Source organism: Rossellomorea sp. NS-SX7, from assembly GCF_052828565.1.
The window spans coordinates 3,637,572-3,654,401 of record NZ_CM128249.1 but is presented as its reverse complement, the minus strand read 5'-3'; the positions used below and the strand labels follow the sequence as shown (position 1 = coordinate 3,654,401).

14 protein-coding genes are annotated in these 16,830 nt (G+C 43.0%); all 14 read left to right on the top strand.

Translation table 11 applies throughout. From position 1 onward, the window contains the following. The first annotated feature begins 17 nt into the window (after window positions 1–17). The 14 genes from ACUXV2_RS18115 to iolB all read left to right on the top strand — a co-directional run bounded on the left by ACUXV2_RS18115 (window position 18) and on the right by iolB (window position 16,826). Window positions 18–1,142: a glycerate kinase family protein gene (locus ACUXV2_RS18115; RefSeq protein ID WP_446244543.1), complete on the top strand. Its 1,125-nt coding sequence runs from the start codon at window positions 18–20 to the stop codon at window positions 1,140–1,142. A gap of 197 nt (window positions 1,143–1,339) precedes the next feature. Next, window positions 1,340–2,224: an ROK family protein gene (locus ACUXV2_RS18110; protein WP_446247106.1), complete on the top strand. Its 885-nt coding sequence runs from the start codon at window positions 1,340–1,342 to the stop codon at window positions 2,222–2,224. 313 nt (window positions 2,225–2,537) lie between these two features. Then, window positions 2,538–3,584 carry a LacI family DNA-binding transcriptional regulator gene (locus tag ACUXV2_RS18105; RefSeq protein ID WP_446244542.1) on the top strand — a complete coding sequence of 349 codons (1,047 nt, stop codon included), beginning with the start codon at window positions 2,538–2,540 and terminating at the stop codon, window positions 3,582–3,584. An 89-nt stretch (window positions 3,585–3,673) separates the two neighbouring features. After that, window positions 3,674–4,990 (top strand): extracellular solute-binding protein, encoded by a 1,317-nt coding sequence (locus ACUXV2_RS18100; protein WP_446244541.1) that lies wholly within the window; start codon window positions 3,674–3,676, stop codon window positions 4,988–4,990. A 73-nt stretch (window positions 4,991–5,063) separates the two neighbouring features. Continuing rightward, window positions 5,064–5,990, top strand: coding sequence for a carbohydrate ABC transporter permease (locus tag ACUXV2_RS18095; protein WP_446244540.1), 927 nt, complete (start codon window positions 5,064–5,066; stop codon window positions 5,988–5,990). Beyond that, window positions 5,990–6,844: a carbohydrate ABC transporter permease gene (locus tag ACUXV2_RS18090; RefSeq protein WP_446244539.1), complete on the top strand. Its 855-nt coding sequence runs from the start codon at window positions 5,990–5,992 to the stop codon at window positions 6,842–6,844. The genes ACUXV2_RS18095 and ACUXV2_RS18090 overlap by 1 nt, the downstream gene beginning before the upstream one ends. Further along, window positions 6,841–8,094 (top strand): CehA/McbA family metallohydrolase, encoded by a 1,254-nt coding sequence (locus ACUXV2_RS18085; protein ID WP_446244538.1) that lies wholly within the window; start codon window positions 6,841–6,843, stop codon window positions 8,092–8,094. The genes ACUXV2_RS18090 and ACUXV2_RS18085 overlap by 4 nt, the downstream gene beginning before the upstream one ends. A gap of 106 nt (window positions 8,095–8,200) precedes the next feature. Further along, entirely contained in the window at window positions 8,201–9,103 is a 903-nt protein-coding gene (locus ACUXV2_RS18080; RefSeq protein ID WP_446247105.1) for an aldo/keto reductase, read from the top strand. 28 nt (window positions 9,104–9,131) lie between these two features. Next, on the top strand, window positions 9,132–9,899 hold the full coding sequence (locus ACUXV2_RS18075; RefSeq protein ID WP_446244537.1) for a sugar phosphate isomerase/epimerase family protein: 768 nt from the start codon (window positions 9,132–9,134) through the stop codon (window positions 9,897–9,899). A gap of 22 nt (window positions 9,900–9,921) precedes the next feature. Further along, window positions 9,922–12,024 (top strand): DUF5054 domain-containing protein, encoded by a 2,103-nt coding sequence (locus tag ACUXV2_RS18070; protein ID WP_446244536.1) that lies wholly within the window; start codon window positions 9,922–9,924, stop codon window positions 12,022–12,024. Between the two features lie 49 nt (window positions 12,025–12,073). Continuing rightward, on the top strand, window positions 12,074–13,099 hold the full coding sequence (iolG, locus tag ACUXV2_RS18065; RefSeq protein ID WP_446244535.1) for an inositol 2-dehydrogenase: 1,026 nt from the start codon (window positions 12,074–12,076) through the stop codon (window positions 13,097–13,099). Between the two features lie 85 nt (window positions 13,100–13,184). Then, entirely contained in the window at window positions 13,185–15,050 is a 1,866-nt protein-coding gene (gene iolD / locus ACUXV2_RS18060; protein WP_446244534.1) for a 3D-(3,5/4)-trihydroxycyclohexane-1,2-dione acylhydrolase (decyclizing), read from the top strand. 38 nt (window positions 15,051–15,088) lie between these two features. Continuing rightward, window positions 15,089–15,988, top strand: a complete 900-nt coding sequence (gene iolE, locus ACUXV2_RS18055) for a myo-inosose-2 dehydratase (RefSeq protein ID WP_446244533.1) — start codon at window positions 15,089–15,091, stop codon at window positions 15,986–15,988. A 28-nt stretch (window positions 15,989–16,016) separates the two neighbouring features. Further along, window positions 16,017–16,826 (top strand): 5-deoxy-glucuronate isomerase, encoded by an 810-nt coding sequence (iolB, locus tag ACUXV2_RS18050; protein WP_446244532.1) that lies wholly within the window; start codon window positions 16,017–16,019, stop codon window positions 16,824–16,826. Window positions 16,827–16,830 lie beyond the last annotated feature (4 nt).

Sequence of the window (16,830 nt, the reverse complement as noted above, 5' to 3'; positions counted from 1 at the left end):
TTTAGGAGTGTGTGAAGATGAAGTTTTTGATTGCGGCAGATTCGTTTAAGGATTCGCTTTCGGCGTACGAGGTCGGGGAAGCGGTGTGGCAGGGGATTCTTGCCGCCATGCCGGATGCTGATGTGGTGAACTCACCGATGGCTGACGGAGGGGAAGGAACGATCGATGCGCTTCTAGCATGTATGGATGGTGCGGAAAGGGAAGTGATTGTTCATGATCCTTTGATGAATAAGATCCCGACCCGCTATGCCGTGCTTGAAGAGGATACTGTTTTCATCGAGAGTGCCCGGAGCAGCGGCCTGCCGCTAGTCCCTTTCAACCTGCGGGATCCAATGAAGACCAACTCCTATGGATTGGGCGAGCAGATAAAGGATGCCGTACGGAACGGTTACCGGAATATAGTTATTTCGCTTGGTGGAAGTGCGACGAATGACGGCGGCGTCGGGATGCTACAGGCGCTTGGATGGAAGTTCCATGACCATGAAGGGGAGCTGCTCGGCAATGAAGAAAATCCATTATTGAAGGTGGCTTCATTCACGGATGACGAACGTATTTCTGAGCTTGACCAATGCTCGTTTACCATTGCGAGCGATGTCACCAACCCTTTTTATGGGGAGAATGGCGCAGCCCATATTTTTGCCAGGCAAAAAGGTGCGACCGATGAGGATATCGTTGAACTGGATAAAGGTCTTAGAAAGTTGGCAGGACTATTCAAGGACGCCTATGGAGTCGATCTTCAGGCTGTTGAAGGTGCCGGTGCTGCAGGCGGTCTCGGCGGCGGCATCGCAGCAGGTCTGAAAGGGGCACTTCAATCAGGAGTCGAATCAATAGCTGTCCTGACCAGCTTGGAAGAAAAGGTGGCAGCAGCTGACGTGATCTTCACTGGTGAAGGTAGCCTTGATCGTCAGTCTCTTATGGGCAAGGTCCCTGTCGGAGTGGCGAAACTTGCTAAGAAGCATGGAAAGAAAGTCATTGGGATTGCCGGTCGCATTGATACGGATTTGAAAGAGGTGAATCAATATTTGGATGCGGCTTTCTCGATTCAGACGGAATGCCGGTCTTTGGAGGAGGCGCTGAAGGGGCAGATAACGGAAAAACAGATTCGTGCGACGGTAGAGCAAGTTGTGCGGCTATTTATGTAAGTTGGTCGGGTTATACCTCGGCCTTTTTTTGTTTATGTTATTAGCAAAAAGTAACCATTTCTTTCGGGTATCTTGTGTCTGTCTTCGAAGGGGATGAGGGTTTTGGATACAAATCAACCTTTCTATCCTCTGAAAATTCGATTATAGTAATTGTAAGAGTTTTCAGAAAGAATTCGCGAGTAAGGGAGGAGCAATAAATAATGATAGGGGCAATTGAAGCAGGAGGAACTAAGTTTGTTTGTGGGGTAGGTGACAAGGATGGGAATATTTTTGAACGAAAAACAATTCCAACGACTACCCCTGATGAGACTTTGGAGCGGGTCAATTCCTTTTTTCAGGATAAGGAAATTACCTCATTAGGTGTAGGCTCTTTCGGTCCGGTAGATCTTGATCGTTCAAGCTCTACTTATGGCTATATAACAAGTACTCCCAAAAAACAATGGGATCATGTGAATCTGGTTGGGGAGCTGAAGAAACGATTTTCGGTCCCAATTGAATTTGATACTGATGTAAATGCTGCAGCACTTGGGGAAAGTTTATGGGGAGCTGCTCAAGGCCTGGATAGCTGTATTTATATCACAGTTGGAACTGGTATTGGTGTTGGTGCATTGGCCGAAGGGAAACTCTTACACGGATTGACTCATCCTGAAATGGGTCATATCCTCGTTCGAAGGCACCCTGAGGACCATTATGAAGGGAACTGTCCGTACCACGGTGACTGCCTGGAAGGACTTGCTGCTGGTCCCGCCCTTGAGAATAGATGGGGGAAGAAAGCCTATGATTTAAAAGAAGAAGCAATTGTATGGGAGATGGAGGCAAGCTATCTTGCTCAAGCGATTGCCCAGTACATCTTGATTTTATCTCCAAAACGAATCATTCTCGGAGGAGGCGTTATGAAGCAGGAACAATTGTTTCCCCTCATCCATACATATGTCAAATCCATTCTTGGGGGATACATCCACCATGAACAAATACTTAGTAGAATTGAAGAGTATATCGTTCCTCCAAGTTTAGGGGATAATGCTGGATTGGCAGGAGCAATCGGTTTGGTTTCCTCTTATAAAGACAATATAAAAGAATAGAATTTTGAAGATCGATCTCACTGATAGTATAGAGGTCGATTTTATTTGTGTCGTGGATTTTCCCAAGTTTCATCGAAGACTTTTATATTATACTAAGGTTAAATAGAGAGGGAGAAAAATTTTAGAATAATATTTTTCAGAATATTGACTTATTTTAGAAAACGAAATATAATGGACACATATTTATGAAACCGGTTCGATTGATTGAGGGGCGAATTTGATTTTTTTCATTCAATAACATGCATAAATCATGTGAAACCATAATATTTTTTTTATAAACAATGAAACCGGTTCGATGATAAAGGAGACTTGTATGACAACGATAGGTGATGTTGCAAGAGAAGCAGGTGTTTCTAAAAGCACCGTTTCCAATGTATTTAGTAAAAAGCGTCCGATAAGCGTAGAGGTTACCAATCGAGTAATAGAGGTTGCGAGTCGATTAAATTATGTTCCCAACCATATGGCCCGCAGCCTAGCTACGAAAAAGACGATGATCATCGGACTGAAAATGCCTACCTACACAGAGTATGAATTAAGTAGCTTTGAAACGAAAATCATTAATAGTGTCGTCAAGAAGTGTTCAGAAAACGGCTACCGTGTTCTATTAGACAGAATAGTTGAAGAAGACGAAATGAACTTCGTTTCCAATGATCCTGTTGATGGAGTTATCCTCTTGAATCCACGGGATGAAGATCAGAGGATCCTGAAATACAAAGCTTCTAACATACCATTTGTCATCATTGGGAGACCAAATGATCGAAATGGTGAAACGAAATATGTAGATAATAACAACACTGAAATGGTGAAAGAGGTAGGAGAATATTTAATTGGACTCGGTCACAAGGATATCTTGTTCTTGAATGCTTCTTTACATATGACAGTAGCTGAGGACCGGAAAGCAGGATTAAGACAAGCCTTTGAAAATTATTCCTTGCCATTTATTGAAGAGGATGTCATGTACTATGATCCTTTGCAATGTAAAGATGGTTCGCAATATGGCTATACGAGTTTTCTAGAAAACTATCAAAAGAAGAAATATACTGCCATCATTGCTGATACTGATCGTGTTGCGTTGGGTGTCATAAGAGCATCTAGGGACCTGGGGATCGATATTCCGAATGATGTCTCCTTAGTCGCTTTAAGCAATAATGAGACACTTGCCCACGAGATTACTCCTAAATTGACCAGTATGGAGTTACAGCCAGAAAAATTGGGGGAAGAAGCAGCAAGCATCTTAATGAGTTCGCTCAACAATGAGTTATCACCAAAATATAAGATGATTCCAGCTAAGCTTGTGCAAAGAGATTCGTGCAAGGGAATCAAGGTAGGACATAAACAGATACTTGAAAGGGGGAGATAGGGAGAAAAGGCGGTTGGAGAAGGGGTTAGCTTCATAGGCGTCAAATTGTAAGCGTTTTAAAATCGGTTGATAGAACAAGGGGGAGAACAATGAAAAGAGTATGGTTATGTGTAGTTGCCACTTTATTAGTGTTAGCCGGATGTCAATCAACAACCGGGAGTTCTACAGAAGAGAAAATCACCGTCAATCCGCCTGATCGCGATCTAGTTGCTGAAGGCTTGCCTGAGTTCAATCAGAAAGTAGCGGATCTGCCTAAGACGGATTTGGAAATTTGGTTGGCCGCTGACTATGCGAACACAGCACCAATCACTGATGCTATTGAAGAGTTTAAAGAGGTGTACCCAAATATCTCGGTTAAAACAGTAGGGATTGAATGGGGAGACATGAGTAATAAAGTGAAGCTGGCGGTTTCAAGTGGCGCTGTTCCAGATATGGCTCACGCACATGCATTTGCAATGGGTGCCCAGGGGCTTGCTGAACCTCTTGATGATTTATGGGAAGAATGGGGTGCAGAGGATCAAATCGTTCCAGGCGGGATTCAAGATACCGAGTGGAAAGGTGTTAAGTACGGGGTACCAATCGACGTAAATACCACAATCTATCTTTATAATAAGAAGGTTTTTGAAGAAAACGGGATTGCAGGACCCCCAAAAACTTTAGACCAATTAGTTGAAGTATCGAAGAAGTTAACTGAAAAAGATGGTTCACGATATGGAATCGTCACTAGTGCAAGTGGTTGGAGCTTCTTTGGAAATGTTATAGCAGCAGGTACAAACAACTTGAAATTTAATGGGGATGAAGTGACAGCTAATTTGAACGATCCTAAGATCGTGGAAACGATGAAGAAATACACTGGCCTGGCTACAGTGGATAAATCATCTCCAGTTCCTCCGCCTCAACAGCGTCAAACTGACCACCCAGTTGCTATGTTTGGAACAGGAAGAGCAGTTTCCTTTATATCTGGACCATGGGATATTGCTAGAATCAAGAACGAATTTCCTGATGCCTATAACGATTTAGCAACTGCCCCATTACCAGGAGATGATAAAGGATCTGTTCTAGGTGGAGGAAGCTTGTTTGTCCCTAAGGGATCTGAGAATAAAGTGGCTTCATTTGAATTAATGAAATGGTTTATTTCGGATAAATATGGTATTCGATTAGCGAAGGAAGAAGGCCGTCATCCGGTCAAAACCCATTTGTATGAAGATGAACTATATAATGACCCATTATTAAAGCCATATGTTGAAACGTTACAGTATGCACAGCCATATAAGCTTGAAGCATTCCCAGAAGCAAATGATGCTTGGGGGAAAGCATTACGTGCTGTATTTGACGGTGCTGATCCACAAGAGGTATTGGATGACGCTCAGAAAATCGCAGAACGAGAAATTGAAAATTCGAATTAATTGCTTTAGCAAAGGGTGAATGGGAAAAGGTATGTTTTGTTACATACCTTTTCCTTATAAGGGAGTGAAAAGGATGAAAACAGAGACTGTTCATGAATACAAATCGGTCATAAAACCTAAAAAGGATATGCACAAACTTAAAGATCATATCGGCTCTTATTTATTTGTTTTACCTGCCTTGACATTTTTGACTTTGTTTTCGATTGTGCCCATCATCTATTTGGTTTGGTTAAGTTTTCACGAGTACAGGCTGCCGAATCCCGCCGTATTCAATGGAGTGGAGAATTATGTCCGTATGTTTCAGGATGCGTTATTTATCAAAAGTATTGGCAATACCTTGATCTATACAGCAGGTTCGATGGCTATTGGATTAAGTGGAGCCATTGCAGTAGCCGTTCTGTTAAATAGAAAGCTTAAAGGGATCCGTTTTTTTAAAGTGTTTTATTTCTTACCTACCATAACTTCAGAAGTTATAACAGCAATGATCTTCTTATGGGTATTCGATAATAATCTTGGAATATTAAATTACATATTAAAAGTTTCAGGAGTGGAGTCTCCCCCTGCCTGGCTGTTACAGCCTACGACGGCCATGATTATTCTGATCCTCATCGGTGCATGGAGAGGGACGGCTTACAATATCCCGATTTTCCTTGCAGCCCTTCAAGCGGTTCCTCAATCCTTATATGAAGCAGCCCGCATTGATGGTGCAAACTCTTGGAAGCAATTTATTCATATAACCTTGCCATCCATTATGCATATCTTAGTCTACTGTATGGTCATGTCTGTTATCGGATCTTTCCAGGTTGTAGCGGTTGTTGATGTCCTGACTAATGGAGGACCGATGGATAGTACGATGGTTGCCATTAAACATATTTGGCAGCAATCCTTTGAGTTTAACTATGTCGGATATGGTGCAGCTCTATCATTTGTATTATTCCCATTCTTATTGGGTGTTACATGGCTTCAATTAAGGCTATCATCCGGAAAGGAAAAGAACTGATGAAAAAGTCGAACATGATCCGAAAAATTTTATTGTACGTTATGCTCACGATTGTCTTAATGATCTTTTTAGGGCCGTATATATGGATGTTTATGACCGCTGTTAAAACACAGGGTGAAGTCATGGCTTGGCCGCCTAAGATTATTCCTACCGAGTTTTATTGGGAAAATTTCTTGAGAATTTGGCAGGAAACCAACTTGCCAAGAGCCTTTTTTAATAGTTTTGTTGTTGCTGTGATTGCCACGTTAATTAATGTATTCCTTTCATCTTTAGCAGCATTTGCCTTTGCCCGCCTCCGATTCCCGGGAAGGGATAGGCTGTTCATGCTGGTGCTGGCAACGATGATGATACCGACAGGCCTGATGGTGGTGCCATTGTTCTTCATGATGAAAAATGTACCGTTTGCGGGTCCTGATGGATTGTTGGATTCATATGCCGGGCTCATTCTTCCGTTTGCAGTGACAGGGTTTGCCATCTTCTTAATGAGACAGAACTTCCTTGCGATCCCCCGGGAATTGGATGAGCAAGCTACTATTGATGGGTGTTCTAAATTTCAAATATATTGGAAAATCATCCTTCCGTTGAATAAGCCTGCGATTGCATTGGTATCCATTTTCAGCTTCCTAAGTCATTGGAACGAATATCTATGGCCGTTAACCATAGCCAGATCCCAGGAAATGTATACAATCCAAATCGCATTGAAAGCATTTCAAGGTCAATACAATATCGATTGGCCGTTAATTATGGCGGGAGCGACAACGGCTGCACTTCCGATGATCGTTTTATACTTTATCCTTCAGCCTTTATTTGAACAAGGGTTAGGCGGACTCGGTTCAGGAGGGAAAGAATCTTGAGTACCGACAAACAATTGACATTGACCGAAACCATCGATCATTCCAGACAAGGGGAGTATCTGACCTTGCCTTTCTCAGTCATTGACGATATGGAAGAAATTAAGATTGAGTTGGATTTTACAGACAAAGAGTCAAATGTCATTGATTTGGGAGTGGAAGATCCGAATGGGTTTAGAGGCTGGAGTGGTGGAGCGCGAAAAGAGGTTTTTTTGCGAGAAGATCGTGCCACTCCGGGATATAACATTGGAGAATTGCCTGAAGGTAAGTGGGGAGTTATCTTAAATGCTTACAGGGTTCCAACGGTTTGCTCTGTAACAGTCAAGATTACATGTATCAGAAGTAAAAGAAGATGGTACAAAGGTGATTTGCATCTCCATACCAACCATAGTGACGGGGCATATACAGTCTCAGAGGTAGTTGAGAATATCAGATATGCTGATTTAGATTTCCTTGCCTTAACGGATCACAACACCTTTAGTCAGAATTTTCAGTTCCCTGTAGTGGAAGATATCGCGATTATTCCTGGAGTGGAACTGACGACTAATAAAGGTCATGCCAACTTCTATGGAGTGCATCAGCCTTTCTTGGATTTCCGCTGCCGTTCAATAGAGGATGTGCAGGGGAAAATGGATGAGGGAATAACCAACGGGTCCTTCTACTCCATTAATCATCCCCATTGTCAGTATTGTCCTTGGGAATGGGGATTAGAGCATTTTGATATAAACATGGTGGAAATATGGAATGGTCCTTGGAGTGAGGCTAATCAAAAAACGCTAGACTGGTGGGATTCCCAGCTTAAACAAGGTGAAAAAGTGGTGGCCATAGGTGGAAGTGATACACACAGGGAGCACAAGAAAATAAAATATGGCTTCCCTACGACTTGGTTAAATGCCTGGCGTCATTCCCCTGGCAAGTTAGTGGAGGCCATGAAGTCTGGAAGGGCGTGTGTAGGAAGGACACCGGCATCTCCTTGGATTGAAATCAAAACTATGGACACTTATATGGGAGGAAGTTACCCAAGAGTAAACAATCTCAACGATATTCCATTAGAAGTGGAATTCAAAGAGAAAGTAAAAGGAATCATCAAGGTGATTACCGATCATGGCACGATTCTTAATGAGGCAATTGATTCGCAGAAAGTTTATTACTCTAACAGTATTTCAAGTGACAGTAAGTATGTCCGGGTTGAGGTTTGGGATGTGGACTTGGAAGAGCCGATTGTGATCAGTAATCCAATTTATTTTGACTAGTTTCAAAAGTAAGCAGATTAGAAGGGGGAACCACCTCGTGAACTATCACACATTAAAGACGGTTAAAGATAAAAAGGATGCAGAAAAAAGCTGTTCCCGTTTGATTATGGGGACAGCTCACTTTTATGAATATGAGAGCAAGGAGCAGGCTTTCTCCATGTTGGATGATTATGTGGCGTCTGGAGGCAACATGTTCGATACTGCTCATCAATATATCGACAGCGAGTCTATTTTAGGAGAGTGGGTGGAAAAGAGCGGTGCCAGAAATAATCTGTATATCATGACCAAAGGTGCCCATCCGGATGATGGGGAACCAGGCCCGCGTTTAACCCCTAAAGCAATAGAGAAGGATCTCATGGAAAGCCTCGAGCGTCTTCGAACGGACTACATCGATTTTTATGCACTGCATCGAGATGATGAAACAGTTGAAGTCGGTGAGATCATTGAGACCATGAATGAGCATCTCAAAGCAGGGAGGATACATGCAATTGGTGCCTCGAATTGGACACATCTGCGCATTCAGGAAGCAAATGAGTATGCCGCTGAACACGGATTGATCGGATTTACCTTCAACAGTCCGAACCTAAGCCTGGCAAAGTGCAATGAACCAAGATGGCCTGGGTGTGTATCTGTAGACGATGAAATGCTTGATTGGCATATCGGTAAGAAGATGCCACTATTTTCATGGTCTTCCCAGGCAGGCGGATTCTTTAGCGGGCGATTCTCACCTGATGTGATGGATAACGAAGAAATGGTAAGGGTCTACTATCATGAAGAGAACTGGGAGCGCTATAAGCGTGCACAAAAGCTGGCGGAATTAAAGGGGGCATCCCCTATTCAGATCGCTCTGGCATATGTTCTCAATCAGCCGTTTTTAACAGGTGCGATCATTGGTCCTCAAACAAAGGAAGAACTACTATCTTCCATTGCAGGTTCCAACATCATCCTTACGTCAGAGGAAATGAACTGGCTGAACCTAAAGGAAGATGTATCGGGGAAAATCCGTTAGATGAACATAGGTGGAAGGAGAGAGAACGATGAAACATAAATTTGCAGCCCAATTGTATACCTTACGAAAGGAAATAAGCTCAGACTTTCCAGGCGTGTTATGGAAGCTAAAGGATATGGGGTGGGAAGCTGTACAGATAGATGGTTTATTTGGTTATCAAGCACAAGAAATAGCCCATGTCATGAAGAAGGCAGGGCTTAAGGCAGCAGGAATGCATGTACCATTGGTTCGATTGAAGAATGAATTTGAAAAGGTAGTTGAGGAAGCGAGACTTTTTGAAACGAATGATATTATCTGCCCTTATTTAGATGAAGAGATGAGAAATGCTGAAGGGTATATTCAGGCAAAGAAAGAGTTGATTCACATTTCACGTAAGGCTGCTCCTCTGAGGTTGAATATTGGCTATCATAATCATGATTTCGAATTCATGACGAGCATTGATGGTGAAACGGCCCTGGACTATCTGCTAACTCCTGAAGATGGGGTTCGTATATTCCCTGAAATCGATACGTATTGGGTGAAAAAAGCCGGCTTTGATCCCCTTGATTACATTGAGCAATTTTCTTACCGCATGCCGATTTTACACCTTAAGGATATGAGTAATAATTATCGAAAAGATTTTGTTGAAATTGGAGAAGGGTGTATCGATTTTCTTCCCATTCTGAACTGGGGTGAACAAAACGGTGTTAAGTGGTATGCGGTGGAACAGGATGAGTGTTCTGGAAAGCCACTGGACAGTCTTGAATTAAGCTTAAAAAATTTAATAAATATGACAACGAACCACTTGACCAATTAAGAAAGAACCAGAGGTGAAAGGCATGAAGGATATCGAAGTGGTGCATGTGATTTTCAAGACGCACTTAGATCTTGGATTTACAGACCTTGAAGAAAATGTAACCAATCAATATATGAGTTCCTATATACCGAAGGCCATACAGTTAAGCGAACAGCTTGCCCAGGAGGGAGGAGAGGTCCAGTTCGTTTGGACGACCGGCTCCTGGCTCATTCATGAATATTTAAAAAGGGCGAATGAAGAACAGGTAAAGAGAATGGAAGAAGCCGTTTATAAAGGATACGTTGCTTGGCACGGCTTACCGTTTACTACTCATACAGAATTGATGGATCGTCGTCTCCTGGAGCATGCGTTGTCGATCTCAAAAGAACTGGATGAGAGATTTGGGAAGCAGACGATTTCTTCGAAAATGACTGACGTGCCTGGTCATACGAATGCGATGATATCTTCTTTAGTGAAAAATGGGATTGAATATTTACATTTAGGTGTGAATCCGGCATCGAAAGTACCGAACGTTCCCAATCTATTTTGCTGGAGAGGAACCGATGGATCAGAAGTGATTGTCAATTATGCGGATAACTATGGTGATGTCCTCAAAATAGACGGGATCAATGAAGTCATGGTATTCGCTCATACTGGAGATAATTGTGGACCACCTTCCATAGAAGAGATCAAACATGAGTTTCACCAACTTGGCAAGAAATTTCCGAATGCTGTGATCAAAGCGTCAACCATGGATGACTTTGCAGTGAAACTTAGAGCCGTCAAACATCGACTACCTGTTGTTTACGAAGAAATCGGGGACACTTGGATACACGGCGCAGGCACTGACCCTAGGAAAATATCTCATTACCGTGAACTTCTCAGGTTAAGGGATAAATGGCTGGATCAAGGAAGATTAGTAGAGACCAGTGAGGAGTATAAGGGGTTTTTAGATGCATTATTGTTAATCCCGGAACATACATGGGGACTTGATGAAAAGAAGTACTTGAATGATTACAGAAACTACGCGAAACAGGACTTTCATAAGGCTCGAAAACAAAATCTGATTTCTAAAGATGCAGTACCGGACAAATATAGTTACATAGGATCCTTTGCTATGAATGAATTCGATGCCCTGTCAGAACAGTTATTTTCAACAGCTTGGGAAGAAAGAAGCTATCGCTTCTTTGAGAGCTCATGGGAGGAACAAAGAGCCTACTTACAAAAAGCGATCAGTTTCTTATCAGAAGATAAACAGCTAGAAGTAAAACAGGCTTTTCAACAGCTAACACCAAAGCGACGAGAAAAATTGGTTGGAGAAGAAATGAATGTGGATTGTCAGTATCGTCTCGGAACTTTCGATGTGGCATTTTCAAACGATGGGTCTATCTCCGAATTAATTGACTCTTCCGGTAAGATTAGGGCGAGTCAGCAGCAGCCATTAGGGGTGTTCGCATATGAAACATTCGGTGTAGAAAACTATCACACATGGTTTCAACAATATGTCGTCAATATCGGGCAGACATATCGTTGGTCTGAAGCTGATCAAGGAAAACCTGGAATGGACCTACTCAACCCCATTCCAACACATGAGTGGTATAAACCTAAAGTGGAATCGATTCTTCATGATACGGATAACAAAGCCGATCACGTACATGTAAGGCTGAGCCTTCCCCATCTAGCGGCTGAAGAGTTTGGAGCTCCAAGAGTAATAGAACTCTCCTATCTTTTTAGTAAAACTGAATCTACTATCGAAATTGAATTGAACTGGTTTGATAAGGATGCGAACCGATTACCTGAAGCTATCTGGTTTTCATTTGCCCCGATAGTAGATAACGATAACTTATGGAAAATGGACAAAATCGGTGAGTGGGTTTCGCCTTTGGAAGTAGTGAAAAATGGAAACCGGAATCTTCACGCTGTACAAACGGGGGTAGCCTATCATGGTGCTGACGGTCAGGTTTTGATTGAATCAAAGGACGCTCCATTGGTATCACCAGGTAAACCGCGATTACTGGAGCTTGATAATACATTCCCATCTCTTGAAGGTGGTTTTCACTTCAATTTATATAACAATGTGTGGGGTACAAACTTTCCGATGTGGTACGAAGAGGATGCGAAATTCAGGTTTGCAATCAGACTGTAGTTTATCAATCTACTAATCTAACGATTTATGTAAGGAGGAGAAAGGACACATGAGTAAATCAAGATTGACGATAGGCATCATCGGAGCTGGAAGGATCGGAAAATTACATGCTCAAAATTTGGTTCATCACCCAGATGTAAACCTTAAGATCGTGTCGGATATTCAATCGGATACCCTTGATGATTGGGCGGCCTCCCTTGGTATCACGAAGACGACGAATGATTATAGAAAACTATTGGAAGATGATGAGATAGATGCCGTATTTATTTGTTCCCCTACGAATACACATACAAGCATCATCAAAGAAGCAGCGAGAGCAAAGAAACATATCTTCTGCGAGAAACCGATCAGTTTCTCCGTAGAAGATTCAGAGGAGACGTTACAAGTTGTCAGTGAGGAAGGGGTTGTTCTTCAAGTAGGGTTCAATCGCAGGTTCGATCCCAACTTCAAAAAGGCTTTCGAGCTCATTCAAGGAGGAACAATCGGTACGCCTCATATTGTGAAAATTACGTCACGCGATCCAGAACCACCTTCAGAACAATACATCAGATCCTCTGGCGGAATGTTTATGGATATGAGCATTCATGATTTTGATATGGCTCGATATTTGTGCGGAAGTGAAGTGACGGAAGTTTTCGTGAATGGAGTGAGCCTGATCGATCCGGTGTTTGCTGAGAATGGGGATATCGACACAGCGATCATCTCCTTGAAATTTGAGAATGGTGCGGTTGGCGTCATCGATAACAGCCGTAAAGCGGTATATGGATATGACCAACGAGTGGAAGTGTTTGGGTCAAACGGGTCTGTCACTGTACAGAATGATTATCCCACCACAGTGGAGGTGAGCACCGAAACGGGCGTCCACCGTGATAAACCCAAATATTTCTTCCTAGAACGATATAAAGATTCCTATGTAGAGGAAATCAATTCTTTCATTGGAACTATCCTTCATAAAAGGAACATTATTTGTGATGGAAGGGACGGCCTACATGCTGAGCGCATTGCAAGGGCAGCAAGGGAATCATTTGAAACAGGGCAGGCTGTGAAGTTGGATACAATGGTTCCTTTGAAGTAAGTTGGTCAGATAACTCTCTAATATGAACTTGGTAATGGGCAATAACAAGGTGCGGTTGCTGAAATCCTTCAGGAGGTGTTATGACATGAAAACAATTCGATTAACGATGGCGCAAGCCTTGATTAAATTTCTAGATCAACAGTATGTCGAGATGGATCATTCCGAAAGAAAGTTCTTTAAAGGTGTGTTTGGCATATTTGGTCACGGCAATGTAAGCGGTATAGGTGAAGCCTTGGAACACGAGCACCATGAACTGAACTTCATTCAGGGAAAGAATGAGCAAGGAATGGTTCATGCTGCCACTGCTTTTGCCAAGCAAAAAAACAGGCTTGAAACCTATGCCTGTACGACTTCTATCGGTCCTGGTGCATTAAATATGGTGACTGCTGCAGGGACAGCCACTGCGAACCGCATCCCTGTTTTATTATTACCTGGAGATTCCTTTTCCTGCCGGCAGCCGGACCCTGTCCTGCAACAGATTGAAAATCCTATGGATTACACGATTTCTGCGAACGATGCCTTCAAGGCTGTAAGTAAATATTGGGACCGGATTACACGGCCGGAACAGCTGATGACTGCTGCTCTAAATGCCATGCGTGTCCTAACAGACCCAGCCGAGACAGGGGCGGTTACGCTTTGCCTTCCGCAGGATGTTCAAAGCGAAGCCTACGATTATCCCATTGAGTTTTTTCAAAAGAGAACGCACTTTTTGGATCGTAAGCCGGCACCATCTACAATCATCCAACGCGCAGTCGAGTTGATAAGGTCAAAAAAGAATCCAATCATCATCGCAGGAGGCGGCGTACATTATTCTTTTGCCACAGAAGAGTTGGTTGATTTCGCTGAACGTTTCCATATCCCTGTTGCTGAAACACAAGCAGGGAAAAGCTGCCTGCCTTGGGATCATCCATTGAATGTAGGGGCCATAGGTGTTACGGGTTCCTCTTCGGCTAACAGGTTAGCCAAAGAAGCTGATTTGGTGATTGCGATCGGTACTAGGTTGGGTGATTTCTCCACTTCTTCAAAACAAGCTTTTCAGCACGCTGAAGTAGAGGTGCTCAGCATCAACGTAAACGCTATGGATGCCATGAAAATGAGTGGTATGTCGGTTGTGGCAGATGCAAAGGAAGCATTGAGTTCCTTAAGTAACGAATTAATAAGAGTGTCCTATCAATCAGGTCACGACACGGAACGAATTTCATCGCTGAATGTTGAATGGAGACATGAGGTGGATCGACTGTTTGCAGAAGAGCATCCAGAAGGTTTGTCCCAAACAAGGGTGATCGGCGAATTAAGCAAACTGCTTGGAGAAGACTCTGTAATCGTCGGTGCTGCAGGCAGCCTCCCGGGTGATCTTCATCGTATATGGAGAAGCCATTCTCCAAAGGATTACCACCTGGAATATGGTTTCTCCTGTATGGGTTACGAAGTTTCCGGGGCATTCGGAGTGAAGCTTGCAGAACCTGCAAAAGAGGTCTATGCCATGTGTGGGGATGGCAGCTTCTTAATGCTTCATTCTGAGCTCGTAACAAGTATCCAGGAAGGTAAGAAGATCAATATTTTATTATTTGATAACCACGGCTATCAATGTATCCATAATTTACAGCGTGGCCAAGGCAGTGAAGGGTTTGGGAATGAGTTTCGGTATCGTTCAGATGACACGGGTCATTTAACGGGTCAGTATATGCCGATTAACTTCGCATCCTACGCGGCAGCGCTTGGTGTAAATACCTATTCTGTCTCGACAATTGAAGAACTTCAAATGGCGATAAGCAAAGCCAAAGAAGAAACGACATCGACTCTCATTCATATGAGTGTTGTCCCGGGTACGAATACAGATGGTTATGATTCATGGTGGAGAGTGGATGTGGCGGAAGTATCCAAAAGTGACAAAGTAACGAAGGCTCATAAACAAATGAAATCAAGTATCGAACTTGCCAAAAAATATTGATGGGATGCCCCATTTGCTAAATGAGGATGGTGAAGACAATGGTGGAAACGATTAAGCTTGGTATCTCAGCGATCAATTGGGCAAATGAAGATGTGCTTTCATTAGGAGATCATTATTCTGGTGATACCATCCTTTCTGAAATGTCGTCATTAGGGTTTACAGGTACCGAAATGAGCAGGAAATTCCCACAGGAAGTGACGGAATTAAAAGCATTCCTATCTAGTAAAGGGATGAAACTCGCATCTCAGTGGAAGGGTGTACTGTTTTCGGAACATACGAGGCATGCGGAGGAGCTTGAAGCATTTACGCGCCATGTGTCCTTTCTTAAGGAAATGGGATGCAAAACGGTTGTCACTTGCGATATAGGGGGATCTACCATCGGAGATCCCCGCCGACCCCCTAATGAGAAAAATGTACGGGAATGGTCTGATTCAGAGTGGGAGTCAGTGATTGAAGGCATTGAAAAGGCTGGTGCAATATGTGAGGAGCAAGGACTTCATCTCGTTTATCACCATCATATGGGAACCAATGTAGAGACACGGGAGCAAATCGATCGTCTTATGAAAGAAACAAATCCTGAACTCGTTCATTTGTTATTTGATAGTGGGCATGCCTACTATGCTGGAGCAGATCCGTTGTCTTTACTTGAAGCTTATAAAGACCGTGTGAAGCATGTTCACTTAAAGGATATCCGGCAAGAAGTCCTGGATACAGTTAGAAAAGAAGAGGTGGATTTTAAGTCATCTGTTCTCAGAAATGTATTTACTGTACCAGGAGATGGAGTCATACCGTTTCAGCCGATTTTTGATGAGCTCAAAAGGATGGATTATCGTGGGTGGTTGATTGTGGAAGCAGAGCAGGACCCTGATGAGAAGAATCCTTATGAACATGCCAAGCGTTCCAAACAGTATCTTGATCGCATCCTGAATGAAATGTAGTAGGAATAGTGTGAAGGGAGTGGAAGATATGTCTAAATTAATCGTTCCAAGTCATAACCCCAACCAAAGAAGGCAGGTCATGGAGATCACCCCTGAGAGTGCTGGTTGGGAATACGTTGGATTTGAAGTGTTTTTATTGAAAGAAGGGGAAGAAACAAGGATTTCCACTGAAGAAACCGAGGTTTGTGTCGTTTTACTGACAGGATTGGCAGATGTGAGAACAGCGGAATGTTCATGGGAGAACATTGGAGAGAGAATGAGTATTTTTGAGAAGATTCCTCCTTATGCAGTGTATGCCCCTCCTGGTGACCAATTAACAATTACAGCCAACACCCCGCTTCAATTTGCCCTTTGTAAAGCACCGGGAAATGGGACTTATGGCGCGAGACTGATTAAGCCGGCCGATGTAGGGGTGGAAATACGCGGGGCAGGAAATATGGAGAGAGTGATCCATAATATATTGCCTGAACAAAAAGAAGCAGATTGTTTACTTGTAGTGGAGGTTTTTACACCCGAGGGGAACTGGTCAAGTTATCCCCCTCATAAACATGATCAAAACAACTTACCGGAAGAGTCCTATCTGGAAGAAACATATTACCATAGAGTGAACCCGGCAGATGGATTCATGATTCAAAAGGTATACACAGATGATCGTGCGCTGGACGAAACCATGACAGTGAAAGATGGTGATGCCGTGCTGGTTCCGAAAGGATATCATCCGGTGTGTGCTCCCCCTGGGTATGAAGGATATTACTTAAATGTCATGGCCGGTCCTGTCCGCACGTGGAAGTTCAGGAACGATCCCAACCATGAGTGGCTTTTTAAGACAAAAAGTTGATGGA